The sequence below is a fragment of the Pseudoduganella sp. SL102 genome (genome assembly GCF_027856995.1).
GTDB lineage: Bacteria > Pseudomonadota > Gammaproteobacteria > Burkholderiales > Burkholderiaceae_D > Rugamonas > Rugamonas albidiflava.
Map to the genome: position 1 here is coordinate 157,903 of NZ_CP115554.1, position 19,227 is coordinate 177,129.

General features: G+C 65.4%; 13 protein-coding genes. 7 read left to right on the forward strand and 6 right to left on the reverse strand.

Translation table 11 applies throughout. The features are described from left to right. Positions 1 to 58: 58 nt before the first annotated feature. The gene (locus OU994_RS00645; RefSeq protein WP_281609214.1) at positions 59 to 541 is read left to right on the forward strand and encodes an SRPBCC family protein; all 483 of its coding nucleotides are present in this window, start codon (positions 59 to 61) and stop codon (positions 539 to 541) included. Positions 542 to 548: 7 nt separating this feature from the next. Here the strand turns inward: OU994_RS00645 and OU994_RS00650 are convergent, their stop codons facing one another. The 4 genes from OU994_RS00650 to hemE form a co-directional block, all read right to left on the reverse strand. Beyond that, entirely contained in the window at positions 549 to 1,673 is a 1,125-nt protein-coding gene (locus OU994_RS00650) for an HD-GYP domain-containing protein (protein ID WP_281609215.1), read from the reverse strand. A 397-nt stretch (positions 1,674 to 2,070) separates the two neighbouring features. Beyond that, positions 2,071 to 3,516 carry a dihydrolipoyl dehydrogenase gene (locus OU994_RS00655; RefSeq protein WP_281609216.1) on the reverse strand — a complete coding sequence of 482 codons (1,446 nt, stop codon included), beginning with the start codon at positions 3,514 to 3,516 and terminating at the stop codon, positions 2,071 to 2,073. 96 nt (positions 3,517 to 3,612) lie between these two features. Further along, positions 3,613 to 5,661 (reverse strand): primosomal protein N', encoded by a 2,049-nt coding sequence (locus OU994_RS00660; RefSeq protein ID WP_281609217.1) that lies wholly within the window; start codon positions 5,659 to 5,661, stop codon positions 3,613 to 3,615. Between the two features lie 687 nt (positions 5,662 to 6,348). After that, the gene (gene hemE, locus OU994_RS00665; RefSeq protein ID WP_281609218.1) at positions 6,349 to 7,428 is read right to left on the reverse strand and encodes a uroporphyrinogen decarboxylase; all 1,080 of its coding nucleotides are present in this window, start codon (positions 7,426 to 7,428) and stop codon (positions 6,349 to 6,351) included. 70 nt (positions 7,429 to 7,498) lie between these two features. Here hemE and OU994_RS00670 point away from each other — a divergent pair, with 70 nt between their 5' ends. The 5 genes from OU994_RS00670 to OU994_RS00690 all read left to right on the forward strand — a co-directional run bounded on the left by OU994_RS00670 (position 7,499) and on the right by OU994_RS00690 (position 16,596). Further along, positions 7,499 to 9,472, forward strand: coding sequence for a prolyl oligopeptidase family serine peptidase (locus OU994_RS00670; RefSeq protein WP_281609219.1), 1,974 nt, complete (start codon positions 7,499 to 7,501; stop codon positions 9,470 to 9,472). Between the two features lie 26 nt (positions 9,473 to 9,498). Further along, positions 9,499 to 13,644 (forward strand): DEAD/DEAH box helicase, encoded by a 4,146-nt coding sequence (locus OU994_RS00675; RefSeq protein ID WP_307731780.1) that lies wholly within the window; start codon positions 9,499 to 9,501, stop codon positions 13,642 to 13,644. 95 nt (positions 13,645 to 13,739) lie between these two features. Further along, positions 13,740 to 14,099, forward strand: coding sequence for a hypothetical protein (locus OU994_RS00680; protein WP_131148637.1), 360 nt, complete (start codon positions 13,740 to 13,742; stop codon positions 14,097 to 14,099). Positions 14,100 to 14,137: 38 nt separating this feature from the next. Further along, complete coding sequence (locus OU994_RS00685) at positions 14,138 to 14,626, forward strand: hypothetical protein (protein ID WP_281609221.1); 489 nt, start codon at positions 14,138 to 14,140, stop codon at positions 14,624 to 14,626. 92 nt (positions 14,627 to 14,718) lie between these two features. After that, a complete protein-coding gene (locus tag OU994_RS00690) occupies positions 14,719 to 16,596 on the forward strand; it encodes a DUF885 domain-containing protein (protein WP_281609222.1) in 1,878 nt (625 codons plus the stop codon). A 129-nt stretch (positions 16,597 to 16,725) separates the two neighbouring features. Here the strand turns inward: OU994_RS00690 and OU994_RS00695 are convergent, their stop codons facing one another. After that, positions 16,726 to 17,277, reverse strand: a complete 552-nt coding sequence (locus OU994_RS00695) for a hypothetical protein (protein ID WP_281609223.1) — start codon at positions 17,275 to 17,277, stop codon at positions 16,726 to 16,728. A gap of 20 nt (positions 17,278 to 17,297) precedes the next feature. Next, a complete protein-coding gene (locus OU994_RS00700) occupies positions 17,298 to 17,738 on the reverse strand; it encodes a hypothetical protein (protein WP_281609224.1) in 441 nt (146 codons plus the stop codon). Positions 17,739 to 18,294: 556 nt separating this feature from the next. Between OU994_RS00700 and OU994_RS00705 the strand changes: the two genes are divergently transcribed. Then, on the forward strand, positions 18,295 to 19,218 hold the full coding sequence (locus OU994_RS00705; protein WP_281609225.1) for a CsgG/HfaB family protein: 924 nt from the start codon (positions 18,295 to 18,297) through the stop codon (positions 19,216 to 19,218). Positions 19,219 to 19,227: the final 9 nt, after the last annotated feature.

Sequence of the window (19,227 nt, forward strand, 5' to 3'; positions counted from 1 at the left end):
ATATTTCCCGCTTTGGAGGAATATAGTGGCATTCGGCTCACGACTTTTTTGCCACGCTATGAAATTTGAACATCTGATAGAAATCAATGATCCGCTGAATCCGCTGATCGATATCCTCACCCACGAACAGGTCTGGCGCGGGCTCGTGCTGCGCGCCGAATCGCCCAAGCTGTTCGTGCCGCACCTGGACGAGGTGCGTATCGGCGAGCGCACGAACAATGGCTTCAAGCGCACGCAGCGCTATGGCGACCTGGTGATCGAGGATACGGTGGTGCTGGAATATCCGAACCTGATCCGCTACGAAGTGGCGCCGCAGGGCGAGATCAGCAAGTCGAGCCTGACGATGACGATCGAGTCGCATGGCCAGGACCGCCTGTTCGTGCGCTTCGAGTACGAAGATGCGCACAACGCCCGCGAGGACGAGGAAAACGCCATGTTCGACGAATTCCGCCGCTCGGCCTACCAGGAATCGGATATCGACACGATCCGCGTGCTGCGCGAACTGGCCGAGGATGGCCGGCTGGATGCGACGCTGAACTGAGTGCGTCCTAGGGCAGCGCCGCCTTGCCCCACACCTGGTCCATCCGGATGCTGCCATCGACCTGCTCGGCGCGGAGCACGTCGCGGATGCCGGACAGCTCGCCGCGGGTATCGCGCTGCAGGAACACGTCGAGCGGCGCGCCGCGCGGGCCGATGAACGACTGCACGTACGGCGTCGTCGAATTCAGGCCGCGGCGCGATACGACGCCCACTTCGCCATTGAGCAGCCGCACGAAGGTGCCGACGGGATAAATCCCCAGTTCGCGGATCAGCACGGCTCCCAGCTGGGCATCCAGCGCTTGCCGCGCATCGAGCAGGATGTCGCGCAGCGCCGCGTTCGGCAGCATCGGCTTGCGGTACGGCCGGTCCGACACGCGCGCACAATAGCGGTCGGCCAGCGCGATCAGCTTGGCCGGGAAGGCGATCGCGTCGCCGACCAGCGCGCGCGGATAGCCGCTGCCATTTTCGTTTTCATGGTGCGACAGCACGCAGTCGAGCCATAGCGGGTCGGTCACGCCGGCCTGGCGCAGCAGCGCCACGCCCTGTTCCGGGTGATTGCGCACCAGCGCTTTTTCCTCGGTGGACAGCACGCAGCGGTCGTCCTGCAGCCGCAGCATTCCCACGTTCATCGTCAGCGCGGCCAGCGACATCGATTGGCGTTCGATGACCGGCCGCTTGACCGCGCGGGCCAGGATCTGCGCCACCACGGCCGTGTCGATGCAGTGCCGTATCGCGTAGGGCGCGGCGCGCTGGTTGTGCAGGATGCAGGCGGCAGCCACCTCGGCGTTGATTTCAACGGCTTCCTCGACGAGCAGTGCCACCTGTTCCAGCTCGGCCTGCACGCCGCCGCCGCCGGCCGCGATGCGGTGCAGCAGCGGTTCCAGTTCCGCGACCGCGTGGTTCAGCAGCCGCAGCACCGACGGCGGCTCGACACTGGCGGCGCGCGCCTTCACACTGGCCACGCAGGGCGACGCATCGTCGACATAGCCGCGCTGGACGATGCTGTCGACCTGCGCCTCGGATGATGGCGTGAAGCCCTTGCGCACGAGCAGTGCGCCATTTTCGCCAAACACATCCCAGGCAAGCCGTTCACCCGGACGGATGTCATCGCTGGTTAATCGCCGTATCGTCATGATTCCCCCAAATATTGCCTGCGCGTATGACTTTAGATTGCCCATCACGCGACAGCTTTGCTTTCTATCAATAGTCTATAGCAGCAAGGTAAGACACCGGCGATTGCTTTTGGGGAAAATCAAACGGCGTTGCTTTTTAGTTCAGCTAAATCCGGCCACGGATCATGCTGCTTAGATAAGCCCACCCCAAGTGCAAATTCCGGGGTCAGACCCGCCGAGGTGAAGCAGGGGTTTCGCGAAGCATGCTTCGCGCCTGCGGAACAGTGCTGGCCTGCAGGCCGGCACACCCTCCTGACCCCAGCCCTTCGCTGTAGGGGTGAATGCATGCGCTTTCAATGTGCCGGGTAACGCTTAACTAAGCGGTATCAGCCACAAATTGGACCAGCTGTCCGGCTACTCATGTGCCCGGCGTGCAGTCCGGGCAGGGTTGCGGCGGCTCCGGTGGCGGGTGCTTCAGGGCTTCGGCCAGGTCGCGCAGCGCGGTGCGCAGCCCTTCTTCCACCACGGGATGGTAGAACGGCATGTCGAGCATGGCGGCCACCGTCAGCCCGGCCTGCACGGACCAGGCCAGCAGGTGGCCGATGTGTTCGGCGCGCGGACCGATCATCTCGGCGCCCAGGAACCGGCCGCTGCCGTATTCCCCGTACACCCGCAGCATGCCGCGGTTCTGCAGCATCACGCGGCTGCGGCCCTGGTTGTCGAACGATACTTCACCGACGGCAAAGCGCCCCTCGTGGCTCTGGGCCAGCGCGCGCCAGCCGGCACCGGGGGTGGCGATCTGCGGCTCGGTGAACGCGATCGCCAGCGGTGTGCGGCGCAGGCCGGGCTGCACGTCGGGATAGAGCGCGGCATTATGCCCGGCGATTTTTCCCTGGTCGGCCGCTTCCGGCAACAGCGGCAGTTCGTCGTTGGCGTCGCCAGCGATGAAGATCGGGCTGGTACCGCACTGCATGGTGGTGTGGTTGTACAGCGGCACGCCGCGGCGGTCGCGCTCGATGCCAGCGAGATCCAGGCGCAGCGCCTGCACGTTCGGCGCGCGGCCGATCGCCACCAGCACATAGTCGTAATGTTCGCGCAGTTCGTTGCCGGCGGCATCGCGCGTGACCAGCGCGAGCTGCTCGCCATCCGGCTGCACCGAGACCACCTGGGCCTGGAAGCGCACGTCGAGCTCCTGCTTCAGCACGGTCGTGGCCTCGGCCAGCACGGCCGGATCGCTCAGCTGGGCAATGCTGTTGCCGCGTGCGTACAGCGCCACGCGCACGCCCAGCCGGTGCAGCGCCTGCCCCAGTTCCAGCCCGATCACGCCGGTGCCGATGACGGCCACCGAGCCCGGCAGGTCGGTCCACTCGAACACGGCGTCGCTGTGGATCACGCGGGGCCCGGCGCGCGCCCATTCCTCGGGCACGATCGGCGCCGACCCGGTGGCGATGACGATCCGTTCCGCATGCACCTCGGTATGGTCGTCCACCAGCAGGCGGTCGGGCGCCGCGAAACGGGCGTAGCCGCGGATCCTGTCGGCGGCCGGCAAGCCCTCGATATTGTCGACGACAAAGCCGGTGAAGCGGTCGCGTTCGCGGCGCACGCGGTGCATCACGGCCGCGCCGTCGATGCGTACGGTACCGGCGTGCACGCCGAAGCCGGGGGCCGCCTGCAGTGCATGCGCGGCCTCGGCTGCCGAGATCAGCAGCTTGCTGGGCATGCACCCCACGCGCGCGCATGTGGTGCCATACGGGCCGCCTTCGATCAGCACCGCGTGCTTGCCGGCCGCGCGCGCGGCGCGGTAGGCGGACAGGCCGGCGGTGCCGGCCCCGATCACCGCTACATCGCAACGAATCGTGTTCATGGTTCCTCCAGGAATTCTGACGGCATCGTACACCAGGAACCCGGCAAGCCAGCGGAGGAAACTGCTTCGGGCGGCGCGCCGCACCGCGTGAACTGCTCAGATATCGACCGGATCCACTTCCAGCGACCATTTCACGCGCGACTTCATGTCCCGCAGGCGCGCCATCCATTCTTTCAGGAAGACTTGCAATGCCGGGCGCGACGGCGACTCCGCCAGCAACTGCGCGCGGTCCACGTTGTACACCCGCGTCATGCTCATCGGGATGGGATCGTTGAGCGTAATGCCTTGGGCAATGTCCTCGCCCTGCATGCAGCCACGCGCGGCCTGCAGGAACTCCAGCGCCTTCGCCAGTTCCGGCGCCTCGGCCCGCAGCATGGCCTGGTACAGGTAGGGCGGCAGGCCGGCCTGCTCGCGCTCGGCCAGCAGCGCGCCGGCGAAACGGTCGTAGTCGTGCCTGACCAAAGCGGCATACAGCGGATGTTCGGGATAGCGCGTCTGCACCAGGACTTCGCTGGCGCTGCCGCCTTCGGCCTGCGCGGTGCGGCCGGCGCGGCCGGCCACCTGCATCAGCTGCGCGAACAGCCGCTCGCTGGCGCGGTAATCCTGCGAGAACAGTGCCGTGTCCGGGTTCAGGATGCCGACCAGCGTCAGCTTCTTGAAGTCGTGGCCCTTGGCGACCATCTGCGTGCCGATGAGGATATCGACGTCGCCCCGGTGCACGGTGTCGAACGCTTCCTGCGCGCTGCCCTTGCGGCGCGTGGAATCGGCATCGATGCGCAGGATGCGCGCCTCGGGAAACCATTCGCGCAGGTTTTCCTCGATGCGCTGGGTGCCGCGGCCCAGCGGCTGCAGGTCGATGTTGCCGCAGGTGGGGCAATGGCGCGGAATGCGCATCTCCAGGCTGCAGTGGTGGCAGCGCAGCTTGAACTCGCCCTTGTGCAGCACCATGAATGCCGTGCAGCGCTGGCAATCGCTGACCCAGCCGCAGGAATCGCAGCAGATCACGGGGGCATAGCCGCGCCGGTTCAGGAACAGCAGCGATTGCTCGCCCCGTTCCAGGCGCTGGCGCAGGGCCGCCTTCAGCTGCATCGTCACGCCGCCATCGGGCTTGTCGTGCTCCATGTTGATGAGCTTGACGGCGGGCAGCACCGCCTGCTTCACGGCGCGTTCGCGCAGTTCGAGCTTGCGGTAGCGCTTCGACTGCGCGTGATGCCAGCTTTCCAGCGATGGGGTGGCCGAGCCCAGCACGACAGGAATCTTCAATTGCCACGCGCGCCACACGGCCAGGTCGCGCGCCGAATAGCGCAAGCCTTCCTGCTGCTTGTACGACGGATCGTGTTCCTCGTCGATCACGATCAGCCGCAGGTGCGGCAGCGAGGCCAGGATCGCCAGCCGCGTGCCGAGCACGATGCGGGCCTGGCCCTGGTGCGCGGCCAGCCAGTGCAGCATGCGCTCGCCTTCGGCAAGGCTGCTGTGCAGCGTGGCCACCATCACGCCGGGGAAGCGGGCGCGGATGTTCGATTCCAGCTGCGGCGTGAGGTTGATCTCGGGTACCAGCACGAGGATCTGCGCATGTTCGTCGCGCGCCAGCACCTGGGCGCAGGCCTGCAGGTATACCTCGGTCTTGCCGCTGCCCGTCACGCCGTACAGCAGCATCGGTGCAAACCCCTCGGCGCCGCCGATCGCATCGGCCGCGCGCTGCTGTTCAGGATTGAGTTCCGGCATGCCGACCGGTGCGGGATCATGCCCGATGGCCGTCTTCGCCAGCTTCTTGATCGCGCGGTCCAGCGCCACGGTGGTCGGCAGCCGCAGGTTTTTCGGCACGCCCGGCAGCGCCACCTCGCCCAGCGGGCGCTGGTAATACTCGGCGGCGAAACCGGCCAGCGCCAGCCACTGCGCCGGCAGCGGCGCCAGTTGCAGGCGCACCGCCAGCGCATCCTTGAGCTTTCCCTCGGGCACGTCGGTGTCGTCGGCCACGCCGACGATGATGCCGACCACTTCGCGCCTGCCGAACGGCACCAGCGCCAGGTGGCCGACCTGCGGCCGCTCCGTGGCCGCGCATGGCCAGCGATAGTCGAAGACCGCGTGCAGTGGCGTATCGAGCGCGATGCGCAGGATGCAATGCGGGAGTATGCAATGCGACATCAGATTACCCGTGAACTATCCACAAATTCTGGGGATAACTTTGTGGACATTGGACCCGTAATTCCCGGAAACCCACGTTATCCAGCCAATGATGAAGCAAGGAAACGCCAAATTTCACAATTTTTTTCTTTTAAAATCATGGAGTTATAAATAGCCTCCGAGAGCGGCCGTTTTGCGCGATTTTTTAATCTTGCTGTGCATAAGTCACCTCTGCTCAACCGCCTGAGCGGTTGGAAACGGGGTGCATGCGGCACACGGAACCGGCTATTTTACCAAGCGGGCTCGACGATGGCGAGCCCGCTTGCGCGTTCTTTCCTTGCCCAAAATTCGTGCAACTCCCCAAAATGAAGCATAAGTCGCGGTTTACTAAGCGCTTTTGCCTTTTTTCCACAGTTTTTGTGGATAACTTTGTGGAGAATGCCGCGACAACATTTGCCGGACCCGGGGATAAGGTTTACTTATCGCAAAGAACACTAACTTCCATGCTGGATTTTATCCTGTCAAATCAAGAGCTTGGATTTTTTGCTGCGATTAAACTTTCCTGGCTGCCTTTTACTTTGGCAGCCAGAAAAATTGTGCATAAGTCGGGTTTGCCTTTGTGCTCGCGGCCTCGCCAGGCGCCGAAACGCGGCGCACGGCGATGGAGTGAAGCGTTTCCACTCTCGCCACCGCCGGACCTGCCAGGAATTACGCTCCGAAACGGAGCTTGCGGCTGTGCGAATGCACCGTGTCGACCATCACCGCCACCGATTCCGGCGGGGTGAACTGGGAAATACCGTGGCCCAGGTTGAAGACGTGGCCGGTGGTATGAGGACCGTAGGCGTCCAGCACGCGGCGCACTTCGGCCTGGATCTGCTCCGCGCCGGCAAACAGGATGGCCGGATCGAGGTTGCCCTGCAGCGCCACCTTGTCGCCCACCGCCGCGCGCACCTTGGCGAGGTTGGCCGTCCAGTCCAGGCCGATCGCATCGGCGCCGATCGCGGCGATCTCCTCGGCCCAGTGCGCGCCGCCCTTGGTGAACACGATGGCGGGAATGCGCGCGCCGTCATGCTCGCGCTTCAGCTGCGCCACCACGCGCTGCATGTAGTGCAGCGAAAACTGCTGATAAGCCCCGTCGGCCAGCGCGCCGCCCCACGAATCGAAGATCATCACCGCCTGGGCGCCCGCCTCGATCTGGGCGTTCAGGTACTCGGCCACCGCGCGCGCGTTGATGTCCAGGATGTGGTGCATCAGGTCCGGCCGGCTGTACAGCATTTTCTTGATGGTATGGAACTCGCGCGAACCCTGCCCTTCGACCATGTAGCAGGCCAGCGTCCATGGGCTGCCGGAAAAGCCGATCAGCGGCACCCGGCCGTTCAGCGTGGTACGGATTTGCGTGACCGCCTTGAACACGTAATCCAGCGAGCCCGCTTCGGGCAGGCGCAGCGCCTGCACGTCCGCCTCGGTCTTCAGGGGGCGTTCGAACTTCGGGCCTTCGCCTTCGACGAAATACAGGCCCAGGCCCATCGCGTCGGGCACCGTCAGGATGTCGGAAAACAGGATCGCCGCATCCAGCTCGTAGCGGTCGATCGGCTGCAGCGTGACTTCGGTGGCCAGGTCCGGATTCGTGGCCAGCCCCATGAACGAGCCCGCCTTTTCGCGCGTGGCCTTGTATTCCGGCAAGTAGCGGCCCGCCTGGCGCATCAGCCACACAGGCGTGTAGTCGGTCGGCTGGCGCAGCAGCGCACGCAGGAAGGTGTCGTTCTGGAGCGGGGCGAATTGTGGCATGGATGACAATGAAAGGCGGGACGAAAGAAGGTATTATCGCATCCCCCCGTTCTTTTCACTCGTCCCGGAAATGACCGCCCCGACCTCCTTGCAAACCGCTTCCTTCGGTACCTGGCCTTCGCCGATTTCCGCCGCCATGGTGGCCGCCGGTGCCACACCGCTGTCATCGCTGGCGATCGACGGCACGGCTATTTTCTGGCTGGCCGGGCGCGCCAGCGAAGGCGGCCGCAACACGCTGCTGCGGCTCGACGGCACGCGGGTGGACGAGCTGACGCCGCTGCCGCTGAACGTGCGCAGCCGCGTGCACGAATATGGCGGCGGCGCCTTTGCCGCCGATGGCGGCACCGTGTTCTTTTCCCATGCCGGCGACAACCGCCTGTACCGCAAGGAAAATGGCAAGGATGCGGTGCCCGATCCGGTGCCATTCACGGCGCCAGGCCGGCAGCGCTTCGCCGATTTCATCGTCGACCGTGCGCGCCAGCGGCTGGTCGCGGTGCGCGAGCAGCATCCGGACGATCCGGCATCGCATGCCCAGCCGGAAAACACGCTGTGCGCGGTGGCTTTCGACGGCACCGAAACCGTGCTGGCACGAGGCCACGATTTTTACTCGTCGCCCCGCCTGTCGCCGGACGGCCGGCAACTGGCCTGGCTGACCTGGGATCATCCGCGCATGCCGTGGCAAGGCACCGAGCTGTGGCGGGCCGACATCGCGGCCGACGGCACCCTGGCGGCCCCGGTGCTGGTCGCGGGCGGCCCGGAAGAAGCCATCTGCCAGCCCGAGTGGTCGCCGGACGGGCGCCTGTACTTTGTTTCCGACCGCAGCGGCTGGTGGAACCTTTACCGCGATGGCGACGGGATCGAGGCGATCTGCCCGCTGGAAGCGGAATTCGCCGGCCCGCACTGGACCTTCGGCAATGCCATGTACGGCTTCCTTTCCGCCAGCGAGATCGCCTGCACCTATATCGAGCAAGGCATCAGCCGGCTGGCCCGGCTGGTGATCGGCAGCGCCAGGCTGGAACCCATCGCCAACCCGTACCAGGAAATCCGCGAGCTGCGCATCGGCGACGGCTGCATCGTGCTGCTGGGCGGCAGCCCCACCATCCCGGCCGAGATCGCGCGCATCGACCTGGGAGACGGCACCGGCAGCGGCGAACCGCAGGTGCTGGCCAGGTCGATCGACACGCTGCCGGACCTCGGCTACCTGTCCGTCCCGGAAAGCGTCAGCTACCCCAGCGCGAACGGCCGCACCGCCTACGCATTCTTCTACCCGCCGAAGAATCGCGACGTGCAGGCCCCGGCCGGTGAAAAACCGCCGGTGATCGTGATCGGCCACGGTGGCCCGACCGGCATGGCGGCCAGCACGCTGAAGCTGGCCACCCAGTTCTGGACCAGCCGCGGCTTCGGCGTGCTGGACGTGAACTATGGCGGCAGCACCGGCTTCGGCCGCGCCTACCGCGACTTGCTCAAAGGGCAATGGGGCGTGGTCGACGTGGAGGACTGCGTGGCCGGCGCGCGCTGGCTCGTCGAACAGGGCCGCGCCGATGGCGAGCGGCTGATCATCCGCGGCAGCAGCGCCGGCGGCTATACCACGCTGAGCGCGCTGGCATTCCACGACGTGTTCAAGCTGGGCGCCAGCTATTACGGCGTGGCCGACCTGCAAGGCCTGGACGACGATTCGCACAAGTTCGAATCGCACTACAACGAATACCTGATCGCCCCGCAGCCGCAGGCGCGGCAGGTGTACCTGGAGCGCTCGCCCAGCCACCATGTCGACAAGCTCGATTGCCCGATGATCTTCTTCCAGGGCCTGGACGACAAGGTGGTGCCGCCGCCGCAGTCGGAGAACATGGTGAAGGCGCTGCGCCAGCGCGGCGTGCCGGTGGCCTACCTGGAGCTGGAAGGCGAAGGGCACGGTTTCAGGAAAGGCGAGTCGATCGTGCGCACCCTGGAAGCGGAGCTGTATTTCTACCAGCGCATGTTCGGACTGCACGATGCCACCGCACCGGCACCGGTAGCCATCCATAATATGGACGGCGCGGCATGAGCGACAGTGTTTTGCAGGATCAGTCATTGCAGGATCAATTCGGCGCGCTGCACCCGAACGAGAAAACGGTACTGGCGCTGCTGGCCCTGGTGGGCGAGCCGATGGGCAAGTCGGCGGTGCACGAGCATGTCGTGAAGCTCGGACTGCGCGACGACGATGGCGCGGCTTGTGACAAGGCGCGCAGCGACGAGATCCTGGCGCACCTGGAACGCCTGGCCTTCATCAGCCTCGTCGTGGGCCGTGGCTATATCTGCAATGCGAAGCTGCGCTGGCCGGCGATCCGCGCCGCCATCAGCGCGCACATGCTGGCCGACCTCTGCGCGGTGTACGACCACCTGAACCCGATGCGCCGCAGCTGGGACGGCACGCCGGAACCGCGCAGCTACCGGCACGGCGTGGCACGGCTGCGCATGGCGCTGCTGCGCGGCCAGCCGCCGCAGGACGTGGCGCCCTTGCTGGCCGCCTGCCTGCGCTCCTACGAAGCGGCCCAGCTGCATCCGATCGTCGACATCTTCGCGCGCCCGTTCGAGGCCGGCATGCTGCTGCTGGTGCACCCGTCGATGCAGGACGACATCCTGATGCTGCTGCTCCAGCATGCGCAGCGCGAACCAGCGCTCGCGCCGCCGGTGCGCGGCGCCGCCGGACGGCACTTCGAACGCCGTCTCCAGGCTGGCGACGACGTGTCCGGCGCCCTGCGCCTGGCACTGGGCGAGGATGCGATCCTGTGCGGCAAGCTGCCGCAGGCGGCCGCCTACCTGGAAGGGGTGCAAAGTCCGCTGGCGCTGCTGTTCGCCAGCACGCTGGCGCTGCTGCGCGATCGTGTGGCCGACGCGGTGGCCGGCTGCGAGGGAGCCTTGAAATCGGTCCGCCGCGAAACGGGCAAGCGCAAGCAGGTGTTCGCCGGCTTCGGCGGTTACCTGTACGTGCTGGCGCTGCTGCGTGCCGGCGATGCGAAAGCGCTGAAGACGGCCGAGAGCTACCTCGAACTGGCCGTGCACGCGCAGCAAAACCCCGACAGCAATACCTACAGCATGCTGTCGATGCTGCGCCAGGTGCGCGCCGGCACGCTGCAGGCCGAGGTGGTGCTGGCCCGTGCCTGGGACACGCCGCTGCAGGCGCAGCTGTTCCAGGCGCTGGTGTACTGGTGGCTCGGCCTGCCGCAACTGGAAAAGCGCCGCGCCGAATTGCAGGACCTGGCGCAGAACGCCGGCGCCGCCGGCTACCTCCTCATCGCCGTGCAGGCGGAAAGCCTGCTGGGGCACCTGGGCGACGAAGCGGCCGAAGCCCGCGCGAACGACATGCTGGCGACGCTGGGCCTGCCGGACATGGCCACCTGGTTCGAGCGGCAGGAAGGCTGGCAGCGCCAGCTCGACGCGCTGATCAACCTGCACCAGGCCGCGCCGGCGGCGGCGAGCGAGACGCGCCTGGCGTGGATGATCAACTGGAGCGACCGGTTCGGCATCGCCGAGCTGGAACCGCGCGAGCAGAAGCGCAATGCCAAGGGGCAGTGGAGCAACGGCCGGCCGATCGCGCTGAAGCGGCTGTCCGAGGATGCCGCGGAGCTGGAGTTCCTGACGCCGCAGGATATCCGCCTCAGCACGCACATCGCCCCGTCCCGGCAGGCTTATTCGTCCGGCCTGCGCTACGACATCGATCCGGACGAAGCGGCGCCGGCACTCGTCGGCCATCCGCTGGTGTTCTGGATGGATGCACCGGAAACCCGCGTGGAAATCGCCGGCGGCGAACCGGAACTGCTGGTGCAGGAACGCAAGGGCAAGCTGCACCTGTCGCTGCACCCCGGCCTGTCGGGCGCCGACCGGGTGGTCACGTTGCGCGAAGCGCCGAACCGCATCCGCGTGGTCACCATCAACGACGAGCACCGACGCATCGCCGCCATCGTCGGCGACGGCCTGACGGTGCCGCTGCACGCGAAGGACCAGGTGTTGAAAGCCATCGGCACGGTGGCCACCAGCGTGACCGTGCAGTCCGATATCGGCGGCGGCAACGCCGGTGCCGGCGCCGTCGATCCGGATATCCGCCTGCACGTGCACCTGCTGCCCTACCAGCAAGGCTTGCGCATGCAGGTGCAGGTGCGCCCGCTGCCGGATGCGGGGCCGTATTACGCGCCCGGCGCGGGTGCGGAGACGGTGATCACGGACGTGGGCGGCAAGCAGGTGCAGGTGCGCCGCAACCTGGCGGGCGAGCGCGATGCCGAGCGCCAGCTGGTGCTGCGCTGTTCCGCGCTGGAAGGAGCTGAACAGGAACACGGCGAATGGCTGATCGGCCAGCCGGCGCTGTGCCTGCAATTGTTGACGGAACTGCAGGAGCTGGGGCCGGAGCGGGTGGTGGTGGGCTGGCCCGAGGGAGAGAAATTCAGGGTCACGCCGGCCGTGCACACCAAGCAGCTGAAGCTGTCGATCAAGAGCAAGAAGGACTGGTTCGCCGTCAGCGGCCAGTTGCAGGTGGATGAAGAGCGCGTGATGGACCTGCGCTCGCTGCTCGACCTGATCCGCGCCGGCAAGAGCCGCTTCATCGAATTGAAGGACCGGCAATTCCTGGCCCTGTCGGAAGAGCTGTACCGGCGCCTGTCGGAACTCGATGCCTATGGCGAGGACGACGATGCCGGCGCGAAGGTCCACCAGCTGGCCGCCTTCGTGCTGGAAGAACTGGCCGGCGAAGTGGGCGGCCTGGAAGCGGACCGGCTGTGGCGCGAGCATGTCGCCCGCATCGCCGCCCAGGCGGAATACCAGCCGCAGCTGCCATCCACCCTGCAGGCCGAGTTGCGCGACTACCAGCGCGAAGGCTTCGAATGGCTGGCCCGGCTGGCCCACTGGGGCGTGGGCGCCTGCCTGGCCGACGACATGGGCCTGGGCAAGACCGTGCAGGCGCTGGCCCTGCTGCTGCTGCGCGCCCCGCAAGGCCCGGCGCTGGTGGTGGCGCCCACCTCCGTATGCCTGAACTGGGTCAGCGAAGCGGCGCGCTTCGCGCCGACGCTGAACGTGAAGGTGTTCGGCAGCGGCGACCGGGCCGAAATGATCGACAGCGCCGGCCCGTTCGACCTGGTGATCGCCAGCTATGGCCTGCTGCAGCTGGAATCCGAGCGCTTCACCAGGCCGCGCTGGCACACCATCGTGCTCGACGAGGCGCAGGCCATCAAGAACGCGGCGACCAAGCGCTCGCAAGCCGTGATGGCGCTGTCGGGCGACTTCCGCATGGCCTGCACCGGCACGCCGCTGGAAAACCACCTGGGCGAACTGTGGAACCTGTTCCGCTTCATCAACCCGGGGCTGCTGGGATCGCTGGACCAGTTCAACCTGCGCTTTGCCGGGCCGATCGAGCGCCAGCAGGACCGCAAGGCCGAAGTGGGCGCGCGCAACCGGCTGCGCCGGCTGATCGGTCCATTCATCCTGCGCCGCACCAAGGCACAGGTGCTGGCGGAACTGCCGGCGCGCACCGAGATCGTGCTGGAAGTGGACCTGTCGGCGGAAGAAACCGCGCTGTACGAATCGCTGCGCCGCGAGGCGCTGGACAAGCTGGCGTCCATCGATGCGCCGGCCGACAAGAAGTCGATCCAGATCCTGGCCGAGATCATGAAGCTGCGGCGCGCCTGCTGCAATCCGAACCTGGTGGCGCCCGAACTGAAGCTCGACAGCAGCAAGCTGGCCGCGTTCGCCGAGCTGCTGGCCAGCCTGCTGGAAAACCGGCACAAGGTGCTCGTGTTCAGCCAGTTCGTCGACCACCTGGCGCTGATCCGCGCGCACCTCGACCGCAATGGCATCCCGTACCAGTACCTGGACGGTTCGACGCCGCCGGCGGCGCGCAAGGCGCGCGTGGATGCGTTCCAGGCCGGCGACGGCGACGTGTTCCTGATCAGCCTGAAGGCGGGCGGGGTGGGCATCAACCTGACAGCGGCCGACTACGTGATCCACATGGACCCATGGTGGAATCCGGCGGTGGAAGACCAGGCGTCCGACCGCGCGCACCGGATGGGCCAGCAGCGCCCCGTGACGATCTACCGGCTGGTGGCGCGGCACACGATCGAGGAAGGCATCGTCGACCTGCATGCGCACAAGCGCGAACTGGCCGACAGCCTGCTGGACGGCAGCGAGATGGCCGCGCGCATGAAGGCCGAGGACATGCTGGCGATGCTCGAGGAGGGGTTGCGGCGCTGACGTTATCCTGAATTTTTCCTGAAGCTAACGGGACGCTGCCGCCCCGCCGCCTTCGCTATGATGACTGCAATCACCAATGCACCCAGGAGCACATCATGGCCGATACCTTGCTGCGAGTATTCGACAGCCTGACCCAGGCGGAAGGGGCACGCGAGGCGCTGATCGCCTCCGGCATCGACGCTTCCGCCATCACCCTCGATTCACGCAACGATGAAGCGGGCCCGGTCGAGGGCAACTTCGCGCTCGACCTGACCGAGAAGCCCACGCCGTCGATGGACAACCCGAACCGCGCCGGGCAGAACTCGGAAATCCGCGCCGCCGTGCAGCGCAGCACCTGCATCCTGCAAGTGGAAGTGGACAACGACCGCGACGGTACCCGCGCCAACAATATCCTCGACCGGTTTGCCGCCGGCGACCAGGCCGAGCGGATGACCAGCCGCCAGGATCCCGCCTGACCCTTTGCGGAACTGGCATTCCATGCAATCATCCGGGCATGGAACGACTCAAGGAAAACGAACTCTCCGCCGCCTCGCACGGCATCCCCCTGTGCCGCAAGGCGTGGACCGCCTACATCGGCTGCCTGCTGGCGGCCGTGGTGATGACGTTCGTGCTGCGCCTGGCCTTCAACCATTCGGAACTGGCGGCCGCCGGCGTGCTGGCCGCCTCCACGCTGCTGATCGGCTACCGCGTGCTGCTGATCCGCAGCGTGCAGCTGTATTACGACGACGTGGGCGTGTGGCTCTATTCGGGCGTGCTGCCCTGGCAGCGCGGCGTCCGCGGCATCAAGTGGCGCGACCTGGACCAGGCGACCTATGTGCAGTCGTTCCGCAGCTGGCTGCTGCGCTCCTGGAAGATCCGCGTGGCGCACCGCTTCACCGATGCCAGCCACATCGTGCTGTCCGACATGGCGCGCGGCCGCGAAGCGGCGGCCATCATCAACGAACGCCACCAGCAGATGCTGCGCAACGACCAGCTGGCATGAGCGTTTGTACTGTCGTGTAACATGCCGGGTCCAGGCGAGCTGATTAATGATAATCTCGCCCCCTGCATGACCCGGTAAGAGAAAGTTACACGATGATCAAGACAAAACTCGCGCTGGCGGCCATGATGATGGCGCTGGCGTTCGCACCTGTTGAGGCGGCCAAGAAACCGTCGAAGGCCAAGACCAGCAAGACCGTCTCCGCCAAGAAATCCTCGAAGTCCAAGCCGAAGTCCAGGAAAGCGGTCGCCGCCGCCGCTGCCACGGCTGCCACTGCGGCCACCGTAGCGGCAGCGGCTCCGGCGGAAAGCCGCGCCGACCGCACATTCAATTCGCTGTCCGGCCAGTTCCTGACGGCGCTGTGGCGGATGGACCCGGAAACCGCCATCACGGTAGGCAAGTACGATACCGCCGCCACGCTGACGGTGCCCGACCTGGCCACCCGCCAGCTGCAGCTGGCCTTCATCGACGAATGGCTGGGCCGCTTCGGCAAGCTCGATGCGCGCCAGCTGTCGTCGCGCCAGCGCACCGACCTGGCGCTGCTGGTCAACAAGCTCAATTCGGACCGCTGGTACCTGACCACGTTCCGCGAGTTCGAGTGGAATCCGGCGCTGTACAACATCGCCGGCCCGATCGACTACATCCTGCATACCGAATACGCGGCGCGGGCGCAGCGCCTGCGCACGCTGCTGCGGCGCATCGCCAACGTGCCGGCGTATTACGAAGCGGCACGCAACAACATCACCAATCCCACGCGCGAGCACACCCAGCTGGCGATCGCGCAGGCGCCGGGCGTGATCGCGCTGCTCGAAGAGCTGGACAAGGAGGCGCAGTCTTCCTCGCTGGCCGCCAACGAGAAAGGCCTGTTCGCGCAGCGCATCGCCGCGGCCAAGACCGCCGTGGAAGCCTATGCCGCCTGGCTGGGCGAGCAGGACAAGCTGCTGGCCGTGCAGGGTGCCCGTTCGTTCCGTATCGGCCGCGAGCTGTATGAGCAGAAGTTCGCGTTCGACATCCAGTCGGCCAGCACCGGCGAGCAGACCTACCGCAAGGCGCTAGTGGCACGCGACGAGCTGCTGGCGAACATGGACCGCATCAGCGACGAGCTGTGGCCGAAGTACCTGGCCGACGTGCGGAAACCGGCCGACCGCTATGCCAAGATCGGCATGATGATCGACAAGCTGTCCGCCAACCACGTGGCGCCGGAGCGCTTCGTCGAGGAGATCAAGGCGCAGATCCCGAAGCTGGAAGAATGGGTGACGAAGAACGACCTGTTGACGCTGGATCCGAACAAGCCGCTGGTCGTGCGTGAAACACCCGCTTACCAGCGCGGCGTGGCCGGCGCCAGCATCGAGGCGCCGGGCCCCTATCGCCCGCAGGACCGCACCTACTACAACGTGACGCCGCTGACGGGGGCCACGCCGGAACAGGCCGAAAGCAGCCTGCGCGAATACAACCACTGGATCCTGCAGATCCTGAACATGCACGAGGCGATCCCCGGCCACTATGCGCAGCTGGTGTACGCCAACAAGTCGCCGTCGCTGGTGAAGTCGATCTTCGGCAACGGCGCGATGGTCGAGGGCTGGGCCGTGTTCAGCGAGCGGATGATGCTGGAATCGGGCTACGACAATTCGCCCGAGATGTGGCTGATGTATTCGAAGTGGAACCTGCGCAGCGTGACCAACACGATCCTCGACTACAGCGTGCACGTGCTGGACATGCCGCGCGACCAAGCACTCGACCTGCTGACCCGCCAGGCATTCCAGACGCAGCAGGAAGCCGCCGAAAAATGGCGCCGCGTCACGCTCACTTCCGTGCAGCTGACGTCCTACTTCAGCGGCTACAGCGAAATCATGGAATTGCGCGAACAGCGCCGCGCCGCACTGGGCGGCAAGTTCACCCAGAAGGCCTTCAACGAGGAATTCCTCGGCTACGGCAGCGCGCCGGTGAAGGTGATCCGCGAACTGATGCAATAAAACAGTCGCAGGAAAAATGGGGGACGTCCATTTTTCAGAAGTGTTGCTTCAAGATGGGCGGCCCGGCAGCCCTATTTTTTGAGCAAAAAAAAGGAGCCTGGGGCTCCTTTTTTTGTTGCTGGCCAGTGCTTACAGCTGCAGCGCGGACAGCTTCATGATGCCTTGCTGGATGTTGTTGCGCACGGCGCCTTCCGTGGCCAAGCGCAGGCGGACGACGCCCGCGAAGGCATCGCTGGCGGTAGCGGTGTGCTCCGACTTGATCGACTCCTGCCAGACTTTCTCGCCGGTGCTGGTGCGCGTCAGCGTCCAGCCCATCTCCACGCCAACCGTGAACGAGAAACCGAACGACGGCTGCGACAGGTTGAAGATGGTGACCGTCAGCGTGTAGTCGCCGTTCTTGCCTTCGACAACGCGCGAGAACGTCCTGGACTGCGTGATCGCATCGGCCACGGCCTTCTGCAGTTCGGCATCGGCCACTTGCGATTTGCCAGCGGCGGAAGTTTCCGAACCGCCGGAAGTCGTCACGGCCACCGTTTGCGGGTGGTGTTTCGCCACTTGCAGCGACACCGGCACCAGGGCGTCATGCACGACGGGGGAGGCGCAGCCGCCCAAGGTCAGCAAGCTGGCCACGACGACGGACGCCGACAGGAAGGAACGGCAGGAAAATGGTAGGAAACTCATTGGTATTTCTTTCTGAAGAATTATTTTTTCGGGGCTTTGAAGATGTTGTCCAGGACTTCGTCGACCATTTCCGGCGGCGACTTGCGGGTCAGGGACGTGTGCAGGGAATTACCGGTCGCCATCGGGAACCCGGTCTTCGGATCGCGCACATTGATCGTCAGTTCCAGCAGGTACATCGTGATATCCCACATCCATTTATCGACATAGGTAAAGGACACGTCGGCCGGATACGGGGTGGCCAGCTCAGGACCGCGGGTGACCGTGTAACCGCGCTTCTCGAGGTTCGCGGCGATCAGGTTGTCGAGGCCGTGGGTATTTTTGGGCTGTTTCACCACATAGGCGGTTTTCACCTGCGTGAGATCGGTTCCGGGAGTCAGGCTGGCGGTCGCGCGGTTGACGGCGCAGCCAGTGGTCAGCGCCATGGCACAAACCATGGCAAAAAGGGTAAAGAGACGTTTCATGGGAGGGCGAAGTGGTGATTGAAATAATATTTTTGTTCCTACAGGTAACAATTTTACCTTATAAGAACTTGTATGTCGTTTCTGGCAACACTATTTTTTGCAAATGCCGGCCCAAACCCAGTGACAGGCTCCGATTATGAACTGATGCAGTAAGCGGCCGCCCCCGCCGACAGTCGGGATGCACGGTCAAAAAAAACCGGTGACAGGCTCCAATTATTGGGAAACATTTCCCGAAAAATGGTGCCTGTCACTGTTTTTGGTTGTAGCGCCCGTTCCCGATGCTACGGGCGATTCGCGGATAGAAACGGTGACAGGCTCCAATTAACCGGTTTTCGAATTTGCAACGTTCCCTGGAAAATGGAGCCTGTCACCGGTATTGAAAAACGGAGCCCGTCACCGGTTTTCAAGCGGGCACAGCGGTAAGAAATGTGCAAGGAGTTGCCATAAGCCATTAAGCAGAAGCGCTTGATGGGCAACAACGGATGAGCGGTTGGCGGGCAGTAGCATGACGTGCTGCCCCCGCTATCTCCTCCAATCCCTGCTCCAGGAGCTCGCCATGAACGTGAGTAACTCCACCATTTCCCGCGTGATTTCCCCGCTTTGCTTGCTGGGCATCGCGGCGCTGCTGTCCGCCTGCGCCGGCTCGGTGCCCCTGCTGGGCGGTGCGCCGACGGCCGCCAGCGGTTCCGCGGCCGGCGCCACCGCTTCCAACGCCAATCCCCAGCTGGAAAAATGCGACCGCGCGCTCGGCACCCTGAGCGTGGTCGAGGACCAGCACGCGCCGTGGTACCTGGCGCTGACCCGGTACAAGCTGGGGTCGACCGTGCCGGTGCTGCGCAAGCTGATCCAGCAGTCGAACTGCTTCGTGATCGTCGAACGGGGCCTGGCGATGCAGAACCTGATGTTCGAGCGCGACGTGAACGCGAGCGGCGAAATGCGCGGCGGCAGCAAGTTCGGCAAGGGCCAGATGGTGGCGGCCGACTACACCATCAGCCCCACCATCACGTTCAGCCAGAAGGGTACGCAAGGCATGGGCGGCGCGCTGGGCGGGTTCGGCCTGATCGGCAGCGTGGCGGGCCTCGTGGCCGGCGGCTTCAAGGCCAACGAAGCGTCCACCACGCTGCTGATGATCGACAACCGCTCCGGCGTGCAGCTGGCGGCGGCCGAAGGCAGTGCGAAGAACTTCGATTTCAGCCTGTTCGGCGGCGCGTTCGGTGGCGGCGGGGTGGCCGGTGGCGGCGGCTGGTCGAAGACGCCGGAAGGCAAGATCCTGATTGCCGCCTTCATGGATTCATACAACCAGCTGGTGCGGGCAACGCGCGAGTACAAGGCGCAGGAAGTGGCGGGAGGCTTGGGCACTGGCGGCACGCTGGCCGTGCAGGGGACCTCGCCTGGCGAGGCAACCATTGCGCCAGCCAGCGGAGCAGGCCAGGCGGGGACGGGCAACGGAGGAACGAACAAGTCCGGCAAGAAGAAATAACGCCAGCAA

What these genes read in the sequence shown, in the direction of transcription:
- OU994_RS00690 (WP_281609222.1), top strand. Translation starts at nt 14,719, where the DNA reads ATGATCAAGACAAAACTCGCGCTGGCGGCCATGATGATGGCGCTGGCG.
- OU994_RS00655 (WP_281609216.1), bottom strand. Translation starts at nt 3,516, where the DNA reads ATGAACACGATTCGTTGCGATGTAGCGGTGATCGGGGCCGGCACCGCC.
- OU994_RS00695 (WP_281609223.1), bottom strand. Translation starts at nt 17,277, where the DNA reads ATGAGTTTCCTACCATTTTCCTGCCGTTCCTTCCTGTCGGCGTCCGTC.
- OU994_RS00650 (WP_281609215.1), bottom strand. Translation starts at nt 1,673, where the DNA reads ATGACGATACGGCGATTAACCAGCGATGACATCCGTCCGGGTGAACGG.
- OU994_RS00660 (WP_281609217.1), bottom strand. Translation starts at nt 5,661, where the DNA reads ATGTCGCATTGCATACTCCCGCATTGCATCCTGCGCATCGCGCTCGAT.
- OU994_RS00685 (WP_281609221.1), top strand. Translation starts at nt 14,138, where the DNA reads ATGGAACGACTCAAGGAAAACGAACTCTCCGCCGCCTCGCACGGCATC.
- OU994_RS00645 (WP_281609214.1), top strand. Translation starts at nt 59, where the DNA reads ATGAAATTTGAACATCTGATAGAAATCAATGATCCGCTGAATCCGCTG.
- hemE (WP_281609218.1), bottom strand. Translation starts at nt 7,428, where the DNA reads ATGCCACAATTCGCCCCGCTCCAGAACGACACCTTCCTGCGTGCGCTG.
- OU994_RS00705 (WP_281609225.1), top strand. Translation starts at nt 18,295, where the DNA reads ATGAACGTGAGTAACTCCACCATTTCCCGCGTGATTTCCCCGCTTTGC.
- OU994_RS00670 (WP_281609219.1), top strand. Translation starts at nt 7,499, where the DNA reads ATGACCGCCCCGACCTCCTTGCAAACCGCTTCCTTCGGTACCTGGCCT.
- OU994_RS00680 (WP_131148637.1), top strand. Translation starts at nt 13,740, where the DNA reads ATGGCCGATACCTTGCTGCGAGTATTCGACAGCCTGACCCAGGCGGAA.
- OU994_RS00700 (WP_281609224.1), bottom strand. Translation starts at nt 17,738, where the DNA reads ATGAAACGTCTCTTTACCCTTTTTGCCATGGTTTGTGCCATGGCGCTG.